This window comes from Pseudomonas yamanorum (assembly GCF_900105735.1).
GTDB lineage: Bacteria > Pseudomonadota > Gammaproteobacteria > Pseudomonadales > Pseudomonadaceae > Aquipseudomonas > Aquipseudomonas yamanorum.
This window is the reverse complement of record NZ_LT629793.1, coordinates 2,415,106-2,428,059: the sequence shown is the minus strand read 5'-3', so window position 1 is coordinate 2,428,059 and position 12,954 is coordinate 2,415,106. Positions and strand designations below refer to the sequence as shown.

Genomic DNA, 12,954 nt, shown 5'->3' with positions numbered 1-12,954 from the left:
GATGTTTGAGTTGCGCGTGCTTGATGGCCAGCATCAGGGGGCGGCGTTGCCGTTGTTTGGCGAGCAGTGGAGTATGGGGGCCCATCCTGATACCGACCTTTCCCTGTACGACCCCGGCATCGCCGAGTGGCACGTGTGGTTGCGCCTTGCCGGCGGGCAATGGCTGGTGCAGGCCGAGCAAGGGCTGGTGCAGAACGTCGATGGCCAGTTCGTCGCTCAGATCAGTGACTTGCCACTCAACGTGCCTTTCTCGATTGGCCAGATTCGACTCTGCGTCACCCGGGCCGATCAGCCCTGGCCGAAGGCGCCTGTGGTGACGGCGCCGGAGCCGGCACCGGCCAGTGAGGCGCCGCCGACGCTGACCTTGTCCTCGATCTCGAGGTCGCAGCAGAAGCGCTTGATCAGCCTGGTGGTGGTGGGTGCAGTCATCATCACGGCGATCGGTATGGTCACCAATGGCGAGCGTCAGGCACAGGCATCGCTGATGCCGCCAGTGGTCAGCAAGCATGAGCTGGGCTCGCCCTACGAGGTGCGTCAGCAGTTGCTCAAGATGCTCGGCGAGCGAGAGTTGGGCCACCGCATCAGCCTGCAAGTGATCAATGGCCAAGTCACCCTCAGCGGCGATGTTTCCCGGGATGAGGTGGAATTGGTGTCGCGCATGCTCAGCCGTTTTGGCGAGCAGTTCGATACCTCGGTGCCGGTGCTCAGCCGTGTCAGCGAACACAGCAGTGTATTGCCCTTCAAGATTCTGCAGATCGTCGGCGGGCCCAACGGGCACGTGGTTCTGGACCAGGGCAGCCGCTTGTTCGTCGGTGATGAGGTGGAAGGTTTACGACTGGTGATGATCGACAACACCAAGGTGGTATTCGACGGCGTGCAACGGATCGAGGTGCGCTGGTGAGCGAGGAGATGCGGGCTCGTCTTGAGGCCTGGCAGCAGCGCCAGGCGAGTGCATTGGCCAGTTTTGCGCCGGTGGCGGTGCGCGGTCGTATCCAGCGGGTCAACGGCATGTTGCTGCAATGCCGGTTGCCTCAGGCGCGCATTGGCGACTTATGCCAGGTCGAAAAAACCGTGGGCGACTACATGCTCGCCGAGATCATCGGGTTCGATCAGCAGGACGCAGTGCTCAGTGCCCTGGGCAACTTGGAGGGCGTGCGGGTGGGCGCCAGCGTGCAGCGCCTTGGGGTGCCGCACCGGGTGCGGGTGGGAGACGATCTGCTGGGGCAGGTGCTGGACGGTTTTGGCCGGCCGATTGCGGGCGAAGGGCCGAGTGCCTTTGTCGAGGATGACGCCGCGCAGGCGAGCCCTGTGCTGTGCGAGGCGCCATTGCCCACTGAGCGTCCGCGGATCAACCGCGCGTTGTCCACCGGGGTGCGTTCGATCGACGGGTTGGTGACGCTGGGGGAAGGTCAGCGTGTCGGCCTGTTCGCCGGTGCTGGGTGTGGCAAGACCACCTTGCTGGCCGAGATCGCCCGTAACGTGGAGTGCGATGTGATTGTGTTCGGCCTGATCGGCGAACGCGGCCGTGAGCTGCGCGAGTTCCTCGACCATGAGCTGGACGATCAACTACGGACCAAGGCCGTGCTGGTGTGTGCGACTTCCGATCGTTCCAGCATGGAGCGGGCGCGCGCCGCCTTTACGGCGACGGCCTTGGCCGAAGGGTTTCAGCGCAAGGGCAAGCGCGTGTTGCTGTTGATTGACTCCTTGACCCGATTCGCCCGGGCCCAGCGTGAAATCGGCCTGGCTGCCGGTGAGCCGTTGGGCCGTGGCGGCCTGCCGCCTTCGGTGTACAGCCTGATGCCGCGCCTGGTGGAGCGCGCCGGGCTGACCCGCGACGGGGTGATCACCGCCATCTACACCGTGCTGATCGAGCAAGACTCGATGAACGACCCGGTGGCCGATGAAGTCCGCTCGCTGCTTGATGGCCATATCGTGCTGTCCCGCAAGCTGGCCGAGCGCGGCCACTACCCGGCGGTGGACGTGTTGGCCAGCCTTTCCCGAATTCTAAGCAATGTGGCCGAGCCCGCGCATATCAAGGCCGGCACCGGATTGCGGCGGTTGTTATCGGCCTACCAGCAGATCGAGCTGATGCTCAAGCTGGGCGAGTACCAGCCTGGCAGTGATGCCCTGACGGACTTGGCGGTGAACAGCCGGCAGGCGGTCGATGGTTTCCTGCGCCAGGACTTGCGTGAGCCGGCACCGATGGATACCACCCTGGATCTGCTGATGGAGCTGACCTGCGATGTCCCTTTCTGAAATCGACACCCTGCGGCGCCTGCGCAAGCATCGGGCTGATCGCGCCGAACGCACGTTGCGGGCGGCCAAGCGGCTTCAACAAGCGCTGCTGTTGCAAATCCAGCAGGCACAGGAGGTGCTGGAGCACACCCGCGAGGAGGAAGCGCGCAAAACCGCAGAGCTGTTAGGCAAGCATCAAGGGCAAGTGATCTCGTTTCGCGACCTCACGTCCTGGAATACCCAGGAGCGCAGCTTCTCGGCCGACACCCGGCGCGAGGAAGGGCAGTTGCATGTGTTGCACGGCCAGCAGGAGGAGCAACTCACTCATATCGACAGCGCACAGCGGCACGTTAGCCAGTGTTTGCGCGAGGTTGAAAAACTCCAGGAGCTATCCCTTTTGTTGGTGCAGGAAGAGAACGATGACACAAGTTCCAGCGAACAAACCTGAGCGCCCGCGTCCGCGCGAGCCTCGGGATGAGCGTGAGCCCGGTACGGGGGCGTTCGTGCCCGTGGAGCAGAGGCTGTTATTTACCCAACTGTTTACCCGCGACCGTGAGGGCGGCGGCTACGGTTCCTCTCGCACGACGCTGACGGCGCCAACCGAGAGGCTGATGATCGAGGCAATGACCGAGCAATTGGCGCCTCGTATACAGGCCGCTGCGCAGTGGCCGTTGCAAGCGATGCTGTACCTGCCCCGGCTGGGGCGGATCAACGCGAGCGTGCGCCGCGAACAAGGCGCCTGGAGCGTTGAGCTGACGGCTGAGGAAACGTACACCGCACGTTGGCTGCCCGGCGTGCGGCAACGCCTGGAAGACGGCCTGGCCGGGGCGCTGGCGCAGCCTGTGCACGTGCACCTGGCAGATGTTTCCTCGGCATGATCATGCCGGTTTTGAACGTGCCTGTGGTCAACGCAAGCACCGTGGCGGCGCAGCGCCGATTGGGGCGTGGCATGCGCATGGGGTTTCGGGTCTCGGAGCAGCACGGTGAGTTGCTGATGGCGCCCGGCCGTGCACCCACGGGTGCCAAACCGCAGTGTTTCGAGAGTACCAGCGGGGCGCTGGCATTCGCCGAGCCTGGACCGTTGTTCAGCCTGCTGGGGGAGTGCCCTGTGACATTGGCAGAGGCCGGCAATGACCCGGATTCCTGGTTCTGGGAATTGTTCCACCATCACCTGAGCCCCGAAGTGCGGACGCTGTTCGGTTACCTGCGGTTGCTGCCTGCCCCCAGGACGTTGACGTTCGGCTGCCGGTTTACGGTGACGCTGGGCGCGTCCCGCGTGGTGAGTTACCTGTGGCTGGTGCCCGAGACCTTCCTGGCGCTGTGCGACGCCGGCCCCTGGCGACCCATTGCCGCGCCGCTGCCTGCGTCGTTTCAACTGGCGCTTGCGGTGAAGCTGGGGCGCCTGCGTCTGCCGATTCAGCAGGTGCGCCACCTACGTGTGGGTGATGTGGTGATGCTTGAACAACCCCTGTTCGACCCACAGGGCAATGGCCAACTGCACGTCGGCAGGCACCGGCTGCACGGTTGTATTGATGATGAATCCGGGCCGTTGTGCCTGACGCTTATTTCGATCGAGGAAACGTCCATGGACGAGGATTTTGCAACACAGCAATACCCGGTGCAGGAGGGTGACCAGCCCGTGATGGACGTCTTCGGCCATGAGCCCTTCGACGAGTTGAACATGGCCCTGGATGTGCGCTGTGGCACCCTGAGCCTGACGCTCGGCGAACTGCGTAACCTGGCCCCTGGCGCAGTGCTGGGCATCTCCGGTTACGCCCCGGGCATGGCCGGGCTCTATTACGGCGACCGGCCGATCGGCCAGGGGCAGTTGGTGGAAGTGGACGGGCGCCTGGGCCTGCAGTTGTCACGTGTGATTTTCGCTCGATGACGCTTCAGGGGATTGACCCCCTTGTACTGGCGTTGTTTCTCGGCGCGTTGTCGTTGATGCCGATGTTGTTGATCATCTGCACGGCCTTCTTGAAGATCGTCATCGTGCTGATGATTACCCGCAACGCCATCGGCGTGCAGCAGGTGCCGCCGAGCATGGCTATCAACGGAATAGCCTTGGCCGCGACGATATTTATCATGGCGCCCGTGGGCTATGAAATCGCCCAGAACGTCAAGGCTGCGCCTGTGGACATGAGCAACGTCCAGACGCTGCTGGAGACCGGGCGTGAGGCCATACAACCGTTGCGCGCATTCATGCTGCGCAACACCGACCCGGATGTGTTGACCCACCTGCTGGAAAACAGCGCGCGCATGTGGCCACCTGAAATGGCGCAAAGCACCCAGCGCGAAGACCTCATCCTGCTGATCCCTGCGTTTGTGTTGTCGCAGTTGCAGGCGGGGTTCGAGATCGGTTTTCTGATCTACATTCCGTTCATTGTCATCGACCTGATTGTCTCCAACCTGCTGTTGGCCCTGGGGATGCAAATGGTCTCGCCCATGACCATTTCCCTGCCGCTCAAGCTGCTGTTGTTCGTCATGGTTTCCGGGTGGTCGCGATTGCTCGACAGCCTGTTCCTTTCTTACCTCTGAGTGACCTATGGAACCGATCGTGCTGTTCAAGCAGGGCATGCTGCTAGTGGTGGTGCTGTCGGCGCCGCCGTTGATCGTGGCGGTGATCGTCGGTGTGCTGACCTCCCTGGTGCAGGCCCTGATGCAGATCCAGGACCAGACGCTGCCCTTCGGCATCAAGCTGGTGGCGGTGGGCATCACCCTGGTCTTGACTGGCCGCTGGATCGGTTTGGAGTTGATCCAGCTGATCAACCTGATGTTCGACATGATCGCCCGTTCGGCATTGAACTGAGGGACTGCGCGTGCTGCTTTATCTTGACTATTTGCCCAGCTTGCTGGTGGCCATGGCGCGCATTTATCCCTGTGCGTTCCTGGTGCCGGCGTTCAGTTTTCAACATATCCGCGGCATGCCCCGGCACGTGATCGTAATGATCATGGCGTTGATTCCGGCGCCCGGAATTCATGCCGTCATGAGTGGCCAGGATTACTCCGCGCTGATGATCATCGGGCTGATACTCAAGGAAGCGACCCTGGGTTTTTTGCTGGGGATCTTGCTGGCCATGCCGTTCTGGATGTTCGAGTCGGTGGGCGCGCTGCTGGATAACCAGCGCGGAGCCTTGGCGGGTGGCCAACTCAACCCGTCGCTGGGGCCGGATGCCACACCCATCGGGCACCTGTTCAAACAGTTGGTGATTTATCTGCTGATCGTGGTGCTGGGGCTGAGTGTGTTGACCCAGGTGATCTGGGACAGCTACCTGATCTGGCCGGCCACCGCCTGGCTGCCGCTGCCGGCCATCAATGGCTTCAGCGTTTTCCTTGGCGTGCTGGGCGACACCTTTACCTACATGATGCTGTACGCCGCACCGTTTATTGCGGTGCTGTTGTTTCTCGAATTCGGCTTCGCGGTGCTGGGCCTGTACAGCCCGCAGCTGCAGGTTTCCACCTTGGCAACGCCGGTCAAGTGCCTCGCCGGGCTTGGGATTTTGCTGCTGTATTTTCCATTGCTGCAGGATTTGATCGTCACCCGCATGGCGCAGTTGGCAGACCTCAAACATTCCATCGGCCTGATGTTTCAGGGGGTTGCACCATGAGTGACTCGGGGGAGAAAAAACACGCCGCCACCCCAAAGAAACTCAAGGATCAGCGCAAGAAAGGCCAGGTCGCGCAAAGCCAGGATGTCGGCAAGTTATTGGTGCTGACCGCCTTGAGTGAAATCGCCCTGTTCACCGCTGAAACCAGCATGCAGCGCTTCCAGCAATTGATGATGCTGGCGATGTCGGGCATCGGCCGGCCTTTTGTGCGGGCCCTGGAAGAGGTGTTGCTGGAAGGCCTGCTGATGTTTTTTTCGTTTGCCCTGTTGATGGCCGGGGTGGCGATTGCCGTGAAGCTGATCAGCAGCTGGTTGCAGTTCGGCTTCCTGTTCGCGCCGGAAAGTTTGACGCCGAACTTCAGTCGCCTGAACCCGCTCAGCCAGATCAAGCAGATGTTCTCCGCCCAGTCGGTAATGAACCTGTTGATGGGACTGGGTAAGGCGCTGTTGCTGACCCTGGTGCTGTACGTGGTGATCGGGCCGTCGTTGTCGGCGTTGATCAACCTCGCCACCAGCGATTTGCAGAGCTATATCCTGGCACTGATCACCTTGTTCCGTCACTTGCTGCACGCCTGTCTGGGGTTGCTGCTGGTGCTGGCGTTGATCGATATGGCGTTGCAGAAACATTTCTTCGCCAAGCGCATGCGCATGACCCAGGTGGAGGTGATGAAGGAATACAAGGACATGGAAGGCGACCCCCACGTCAAGGGCCAGCGGCGTCAGTTGGCCTATCAACTGGCCCAGGAAGAGCCGAAGGTCAAGCTGCCCAAGCTGGAAGAGTCCGACATGCTGGTGGTCAACCCGACGCACTTTGCCGTTGCGCTTTACTACCGCCCTGGGAAAACCCCGCTGCCGATGTTGGTGGACAAGGGCACGGACGCCGGGGCTCGTAAACTGATCGATCGGGCCAAGGCTGCCGATGTGCCGGTGATCCAGTGCGTGTGGCTGGCGCGTACGCTCTATGAGAAGAAACTGGGGGCCCCCATTCCCCGGGAGACGTTGCAGGCGGTGGCCTTCATCTACCGGACGCTGCGTGAGCTGGACGATGAGGCCAAGCGCGACACCTTGCATTGGCCGGAACTCGAACAGCGTTAACGCGGGCGGCGTACATCCAGCGCTTCAAGCTTGGCCAGGGACAGTATCCGGCTGACGGTGTCATTGAGCGCCGCACCGTCCACCGGTAAGGCGTGCCAGATCACCAGCGCGCCCTTGGCATCCAGGTAGACAAAGCACCCGTCGAACGCCAGCGCATGTTCAAAGCGCCGCTCAAGCACGTGCTGCAACTGCCCGGCCTGTAAGGCCTCGGGTGCAATCTGCAAGGCCAGGCCCCGCTGGGTACCGGCCTTTATCGGGAGCAGGGTAATGCCTGGAGAGAGGGGCAGGTGAGCGTCATTGCCGCTCACCAACTGGTCCAGGAAAACCTGGCGATGTTGATCATCGTCGGGTAATCCCATGGGGTTCACCGCTCCAGGGATATGGTCTGATAATCCGAGCGTTCGCCGGCAGGGCCGGCTTCTACGCGCATCTGTGGCGGCCACCAGACCACCATTTTATTGGCGCTGGATTGCGGACGTGAGCAGGAGTCGCCCTTGCACGTTGGCGTGCAACCGACGATGAGCAGCGTGAGGCCAATCAAGGTGACGCAGGACAGTGGTCGTTTCATTGTGGGGTGCTCCGGGCTGGCGTGAGCAGGGAAGGGCGGGGCACGCCGATGTGCTCATCTTTGATGACAGGGCGCATGGCGATAAACACTTCAGCCTCTTCACCCGGCTTGAGCCAGGCACGTGGCCAGACGCTCACTGCCAGGGTCTGGGAGTTGCTGCATTCCTTTTCATCGATGCGCACGTGGCGATTGAACTGGTTGCGCAGCACCACCACGGCCACGTTGAACTGCGGGCCGGCATACCACTGGGTGCGCTCGGTATTGAGGGCCAACAGGTCCCGGGTGGCGCACAAGGTATCCAGGCCAAGTGGCATCGGCGCCGCCTTGAAGGCCTTGGGCACTTGGCCGCTGACGAGGTGAGCCAGGGTGCTGGTGATGTCGCTGCGCTTGATCACCGGTTGATGCTCCGCATAGCGCCTTGTCAGAGGCTTGAGCGCCGCCTGCAGTTCGGCCTGGTCTTCCTGGGGCAAGTAGCGTGAAGGGTCGGCCTGATCGCCGATGACTCGCGGGGTCAGGATAAACAGACGCTCGCGCCGGTTGTTCTGGCGTTCGGTGGAGGAAAACAGCGCCTTGCCCAGCAACGGTATGTCGCCCAGCAGCGGTACCTTGTTCTGCTTGTCGGTGCGTTCTGTGACATGGAACCCACCCACCACCAGCGAGCGTTTTTCCGCCATCACCGCCTGGGTGCTGACCTTGCCCCGGCGCACATCAGGGCCGATGCGCTCGGGGTTGGACTCATCGAAGTTACCGTCCTCGATATCCACCACCAGATGGATCTGGTGCTGGCCGCGGGAGGTGATCACCCGGGGCACGACCTGGAAACTGGTGCCTACCGTGATGGGCAGGATGTTGGCGACTTCGGTGCCGGCCGTCAGGTATTGGGTGCGGTTGAAGTCAATCACCGCCGGCTGGTTTTCCAGGGTGAGCACTGACGGGTTGGACACCATCGTCGCCAGGCCACGTTGTTCCAACGCGCGTATGTCGGCATAGAAACGGTCACGGTGTGCTATCGACAGCTGCGAGGAGGTCCCGGGGGCCATGCTTACGCCGCCACGAAAGCGGCTGTTTTGAAAGCCCCAGTTGACCCCGAATTCGCGTAATTGGGTGCGTTCGATATCGAGGATGATTGCGTCGATTTCCACCAGCTTGCGGGCGACGTCGAGTTGAGCGATCAGCTCGCGGTACATCGCCTGGCGTTCCGGCAGGTCATAGATCAGCACGGCGTTGTTGCGCACGTCGGCCTCGACCCGGATTCTGCTGGCGGACACCGGCGCCCGTGGGGTGAGCGACAGGCCGCTGTCCAACTGCCCCGGGTTGATTGCCGGGCCGAGCATCTGCCCCAGCATCGGGTTGCCCAGCCGTGGAAAGCTCGGCGTGATGGGCGAGGGTTGTGAGGCTGAGGCTGGGCGCTGGCTAAGAGTCGAGAGCGTGGAGGCGGGGCGAGGTTCCAACAAACCGCGCAGCATGCTGGCGACGCCGGGAATGGTCAGCTTTTCACCGCGATAATCAATCGGGCGGTCCGCTGCGTTGGCGAACTTCAGCGGGTAGGTGAGGATGCTCTGCTTTTCGTCGGGAGATTTGCGCTGGCTGCTGAATTGCTTGATCTGCTCAATGTAGCGCTTGGGGCCCGAAACCAGTACCACGCCATCGTCGGACAACTCACCCCAGCCAAACCGGCTGTCCAGCAGGCCAATATCGGTCAGGGCCTGCTTGAGGTCGGCGAGGGTCTCGGAAGAGACTTCCAGGCGCGCTGATTCCTGTTGGTCCAGGGTGCTGATGTATAGGGTGTTGTTGTACAGGTACCACTGGAAGCGATGCTCCACGCCCAGCCTGTCGAGCAGCGATTGCGGGGTATTGGCGCGTATCTTGCCGTTGACGTTGCCTTCCAGCAGGCCGTCGATTTGCAGTTGTGTGCCAAACGACTGGGCGAAATCTTCCAGTACTTCCCGCAGTGGCTTGTGTTCGGCTTCATACGCGTAGGCGGTGTTTTTCCATTCACTGGGGACGGCGGCCAAGGTGCTTTCCAACGGGGTCAGCAACCAGGGCAGCAAGATCAGGCCACGCCAATGGGCTCGTTTTGTGCGGTCTGCAGGCGAGTCGGCGCGCAAGCGAGGGAGCTTGTAATTCTTGTTAGACATGATGGTTCTCTGAATTAGTACGGCAGCGAGCGTAGGGACGTGGGCATGGGTTTCCGGGTTGGGGCTGCGAGGCGTGCGACGATGGCGCGCCAGGTGTCACGCTGGTTGAGCAGAGCTTCGAGACACCCCAACAGGCGCTTCTCGTCGGCCCCCTCCCGCAGGCACTGGACGAGCCAGAGCACGCCACTGGCCGGCTCCAGGGCAAGTGCGCCGTGAAAGTGATTCAGGCTGGCGCCTCCCAGGCGCATCAAGGTTTGCAGGCGTAAGGTGTCCGGGCGACTTTGAGTCAGCTGGACACTCAGTTGCACGGTGTTCGATATACGCTGAAAAATAATCTCGTCATCGTCTTCGAACAGTCTGAGCTGGCCTTCTGTACCGTTCACCCAGCGAGTAATCAGCGACTGCAACTTACTGCACGCCGTCGAGCACAGTCTTGAACAGTGAGTGTTGGACGCGGACCTGTTCGTGAAACGCGAACGAAGAGAGGCGTTCTTGTTTAATGAGATCGCCGAAATAGGCCATGTCCACGTTGTCGATTTCCGGCTCATTGGCGATGGCGGCAACACGATTGGTATCGGTGTTGAGTTGTCTTAAAAGTTGGCTTCTCAAGTTCCCGTAAAAATTCATAGATTTCACTCCAGATGTGTTTGAGCTGTGTGGTTTGCCTCCGACTGTCAGTTCCATCCACATTGAGTTTTTTGTAACACACAGAGGGGCTGTCGACGGCAGTGTCATTCACTGTGCTTGCCGGCCTTGGGTGCGAGCAAAATGTCGCGCATTGAGAGCCAGTCGATACGAAAGTCCCCTTCATCCGTTTCCAGTACGAGCGTCTGGGGTTTGATCAACTCCTCAGTACGAACTATCCAGGGAGTGGCCCCATGCCTGGCCAGGCAGCGCTCCACGGTCTCACGCTCAAGTGGATGGCAGAGGAGAGTCGCCTTGACCGCCGGCATTTGTGCGGCCATCAATTGTTTGATCAAGGCGCTGACGCGTTGCGCTGGTGCGACATCATCCAGCAGGCAGAGCAGGGCCTGGTTGGCGATGGACGTCGCATATTGTTCGAGGTTGTCGCTCAGCATTTGATGCTGGCTCTCCCATTGTTTGAGCTGGGAGTTGGCGCGCTGCCAGAACTCCACGCTGGCCTTTTGATGCAGTTCTTCGCGTTGCTCTGCTGCCAGTAGCAGCAGGTGCTCAGCCTGGACTTTTGCGCGCTCCAACAGTTGATTGGCGTGGGCACTCTCCTGAATTTCTTCTCGCGTGATCAACAGGCGTGTCGGGCCAGGCGTTCCATCGTGCAGGGAAATTTTGTGTCGGCGTAACATGATGGGGGCAGTTCCGTCAGGGGAGGCGTTCGTCGTTTGTCGTCGTCGTGACACGCCAGACGACTGCTTGCCAGAGGATATCGAGCCGGTTGTGGACGTCGTAAAAGTCGGCGTTTTTTTGCTCCAGTGCCAGTACACGATGACGCGCAAAGCGCAGGCGAAGTCGCTGCCAGACAGTGGGTTCGACCCACGCACGCAGTAGCTGCAGTGGATCGTCGTCGTGGGACAGTACCGTGTTTGGATTCAGTGCCTTCGATAGGCTCAGGCACCACAGGTGCTGGTTTTCGCTCAACACCCCGTCAATCGGGCGATGGCAGGTATCACTCAGCAGCGCCAGCATCAGTTCGAGCTGCGCTTTTGATGCGAGGGCCAGTCGAAGCACCGTGACGTGGGGTGTGGCGGGCAGGCAGGGCGGGATACCCAATGTTGTGCTCGCCAAGGCGTGATTGCTGCGACTGAGTGCGTCCAGGGCGCGATATTTGTCGGCGACGTTCCAGTCCGCATGTGCAGACCTCCATGGGAAGGCCCACCACTGAACCCAGCTCAGTTGTTCAGTCATTGGGTGGCCGAGCTCGGGCAAGTGCCGTTTGCTGAAGCCGCTTACGCCACAACACCGCTGCTATGATCGCCAGAACCAGACCTGCCAGTGACAACGCGATACTGTTCCGCCAAAACGCCAGATCATTTTCTGGAATGAGGAAGGGCCCGAAGTAGCTCAGGCGTTGCTGCTCCTGATAGGCTGCGGCAGGTACGAAAATCACCGTCAGCTTTTGTGAGTTATCCACAGCTGTGGTCATGCCGGGAATGCTACTGGCGACCATCCTGCGAACGCGTGCGCGGATATTGTCGGGGTCCAGCCGTGGGTCATGCTTGATGAATACCGAAGCAGATGCCGGTTGTACAGGTTCTCCAGGTGCTATGCGTTCAGGCAGCACAACGTGCACTCGGGCCACAATCACCCCGTCAATGTTTGACAAGGTGGCTTCCAGCTCTTGGGACAAGGCATAGATATAGCGGGCGCGCTCTTCAAGCGGAGTGGAGATAACGCCTTCCTTACGGAAGGTATCTCCCAGGGTGGTACGGGCAACCCTGGGTAACCCGACAGCCTCCAGCGTACGTACGGCACGGCTGATGTCAGTGGCGTTGACCCGTACGACAACACCATCTTTGGCGGGGATCTTTTGCGCGCGTATGTGCTTGTCTGCCAGTTCCGCGATGACTTCATTGGCTTCCTGCTCAGAGAGTTGGCGATGGAGTTCGACGCGTTCACCGCAGCCGCTGAGCATGAGCGTCAGACATAAGATGAACCCGGTGGCCAGTGGACGGATCATTTTTACCTACTGTAAGTTGCCGACTTTTTCGACAAGTTGTATGGCTTTCCCGATACTTTTCGTGGCTGCGTGGTTTAACAACACCGTGTTGGAGAGCTCGGTGGAATATTTAAGTTTTTCTTTTTCGTTGTGGGTGGTGTTGAAGGCTGTCAGGGTTTTGCTCATACGGTTTGTCGACTTGACCAACAAGGCTGACGCCCCTGTCAGGATATTCGAGATGTTCCTTGGCGCGGCGGTATTAACGGGAAGCGTCGAGTGCTCCACCTTTGCTTCGAAAAAATGTGCATCTTCAGTTTTTTGTGAGGGGGGGGAGGCTGGCTGAATCCAGGAAGTTGTAGTAATTCTGGTGTTTTCTAACGAAACATCATTTTCTGTCCGCATACAAAGCTCCTTGGGCCGAAATAAAAAAACCGCACCTGCCTAAAGGCAGGGCGGTCTGTTGGTTAGCGAATTGCTTCAATATTTTTTTTCTTTTCGGTAATTTTAAAAGCCTCGATACCGTCTTTGAGCGACTCCCGGGCTTCTGCTTTTCTTAACTGCTTGAGGTCGTCGTTTTCACCGCCGCCGAAGCCCTGAGACGGATAGGTATTTGCCGGGGCGGTATCACTGATACGGGACATATGGTTACTCCATTATTTCGTATGAAAAGGAAAGTACT

The 12,954-nt window shown here is 60.2% G+C and carries 19 protein-coding genes; 9 read left to right on the top strand and 10 right to left on the bottom strand.

Annotated features, from left to right (window positions below; genetic code table 11):
- Nucleotide 1: 1 nt before the first annotated feature.
- From BLU46_RS11725 to sctU, 9 genes are read left to right on the top strand one after another with little or no spacing between them, the layout of a single operon-like run.
- Nucleotides 2-901, top strand: a complete 900-nt coding sequence (locus tag BLU46_RS11725) for an FHA domain-containing protein (protein WP_172834584.1) — start codon at nt 2-4, stop codon at nt 899-901.
- Between the two features lie 8 nt (nt 902-909).
- On the top strand, nt 910-2,256 hold the full coding sequence (locus BLU46_RS11720; RefSeq protein WP_231988886.1) for a FliI/YscN family ATPase: 1,347 nt from the start codon (nt 910-912) through the stop codon (nt 2,254-2,256).
- Nucleotides 2,243-2,683 (top strand): type III secretion system stalk subunit SctO, encoded by a 441-nt coding sequence (gene sctO / locus BLU46_RS11715; protein WP_093201812.1) that lies wholly within the window; start codon nt 2,243-2,245, stop codon nt 2,681-2,683. The genes BLU46_RS11720 and sctO overlap by 14 nt, the downstream gene beginning before the upstream one ends.
- Nucleotides 2,655-3,113 (top strand): type III secretion system HrpP C-terminal domain-containing protein, encoded by a 459-nt coding sequence (locus BLU46_RS11710; protein ID WP_063033146.1) that lies wholly within the window; start codon nt 2,655-2,657, stop codon nt 3,111-3,113. Before sctO ends, BLU46_RS11710 begins: the two co-directional genes overlap by 29 nt.
- Nucleotides 3,110-4,123: a FliM/FliN family flagellar motor switch protein gene (locus tag BLU46_RS11705; RefSeq protein WP_093201807.1), complete on the top strand. Its 1,014-nt coding sequence runs from the start codon at nt 3,110-3,112 to the stop codon at nt 4,121-4,123. The genes BLU46_RS11710 and BLU46_RS11705 overlap by 4 nt, the downstream gene beginning before the upstream one ends.
- A complete protein-coding gene (sctR, locus tag BLU46_RS11700; RefSeq protein WP_063033144.1) occupies nt 4,120-4,773 on the top strand; it encodes a type III secretion system export apparatus subunit SctR in 654 nt (217 codons plus the stop codon). Before BLU46_RS11705 ends, sctR begins: the two co-directional genes overlap by 4 nt.
- A 7-nt stretch (nt 4,774-4,780) precedes the next feature.
- Entirely contained in the window at nt 4,781-5,044 is a 264-nt protein-coding gene (gene sctS, locus BLU46_RS11695) for a type III secretion system export apparatus subunit SctS (RefSeq protein WP_010177045.1), read from the top strand.
- 10 nt (nt 5,045-5,054) lie between these two features.
- Nucleotides 5,055-5,843, top strand: coding sequence for a type III secretion system export apparatus subunit SctT (gene sctT / locus BLU46_RS11690; RefSeq protein WP_093201802.1), 789 nt, complete (start codon nt 5,055-5,057; stop codon nt 5,841-5,843).
- Entirely contained in the window at nt 5,840-6,937 is a 1,098-nt protein-coding gene (gene sctU, locus BLU46_RS11685) for a type III secretion system export apparatus subunit SctU (protein WP_063033142.1), read from the top strand. Before sctT ends, sctU begins: the two co-directional genes overlap by 4 nt.
- Here the strand turns inward: sctU and BLU46_RS11680 are convergent.
- The 10 genes from BLU46_RS11680 to BLU46_RS11635 form a co-directional block, all read right to left on the bottom strand.
- Complete coding sequence (locus BLU46_RS11680; RefSeq protein WP_063033141.1) at nt 6,934-7,296, bottom strand: hypothetical protein; 363 nt, start codon at nt 7,294-7,296, stop codon at nt 6,934-6,936. The two genes, sctU and BLU46_RS11680, sit on opposite strands and share 4 nt — an antisense overlap.
- A 5-nt stretch (nt 7,297-7,301) precedes the next feature.
- The gene (gene hrpT / locus BLU46_RS11675) at nt 7,302-7,505 is read right to left on the bottom strand and encodes an HrpT family type III secretion system protein (RefSeq protein WP_093201797.1); all 204 of its coding nucleotides are present in this window, start codon (nt 7,503-7,505) and stop codon (nt 7,302-7,304) included.
- The gene (gene sctC / locus BLU46_RS11670; RefSeq protein WP_093201793.1) at nt 7,502-9,643 is read right to left on the bottom strand and encodes a type III secretion system outer membrane ring subunit SctC; all 2,142 of its coding nucleotides are present in this window, start codon (nt 9,641-9,643) and stop codon (nt 7,502-7,504) included. Before sctC ends, hrpT begins: the two co-directional genes overlap by 4 nt.
- Before the next feature lie 14 nt (nt 9,644-9,657).
- Nucleotides 9,658-10,050, bottom strand: coding sequence for a hypothetical protein (locus tag BLU46_RS11665; protein WP_063033139.1), 393 nt, complete (start codon nt 10,048-10,050; stop codon nt 9,658-9,660).
- Nucleotide 10,051: 1 nt separating this feature from the next.
- Nucleotides 10,052-10,270 carry a hypothetical protein gene (locus tag BLU46_RS11660; RefSeq protein ID WP_063033138.1) on the bottom strand — a complete coding sequence of 73 codons (219 nt, stop codon included), beginning with the start codon at nt 10,268-10,270 and terminating at the stop codon, nt 10,052-10,054.
- Nucleotides 10,271-10,374: 104 nt separating this feature from the next.
- On the bottom strand, nt 10,375-10,965 hold the full coding sequence (sctL, locus tag BLU46_RS11655) for a type III secretion system stator protein SctL (protein WP_093201790.1): 591 nt from the start codon (nt 10,963-10,965) through the stop codon (nt 10,375-10,377).
- Nucleotides 10,966-10,981: 16 nt separating this feature from the next.
- Nucleotides 10,982-11,524, bottom strand: coding sequence for a hypothetical protein (locus BLU46_RS11650; RefSeq protein WP_093201786.1), 543 nt, complete (start codon nt 11,522-11,524; stop codon nt 10,982-10,984).
- Complete coding sequence (gene sctJ, locus BLU46_RS11645; protein WP_093201781.1) at nt 11,517-12,296, bottom strand: type III secretion system inner membrane ring lipoprotein SctJ; 780 nt, start codon at nt 12,294-12,296, stop codon at nt 11,517-11,519. Before sctJ ends, BLU46_RS11650 begins: the two co-directional genes overlap by 8 nt.
- 6 nt (nt 12,297-12,302) lie before the next feature.
- The gene (locus BLU46_RS11640) at nt 12,303-12,677 is read right to left on the bottom strand and encodes a hypothetical protein (protein ID WP_093201773.1); all 375 of its coding nucleotides are present in this window, start codon (nt 12,675-12,677) and stop codon (nt 12,303-12,305) included.
- Nucleotides 12,678-12,739: 62 nt separating this feature from the next.
- Nucleotides 12,740-12,916 carry a hypothetical protein gene (locus BLU46_RS11635; RefSeq protein WP_063033133.1) on the bottom strand — a complete coding sequence of 59 codons (177 nt, stop codon included), beginning with the start codon at nt 12,914-12,916 and terminating at the stop codon, nt 12,740-12,742.
- Nucleotides 12,917-12,954 lie beyond the last annotated feature (38 nt).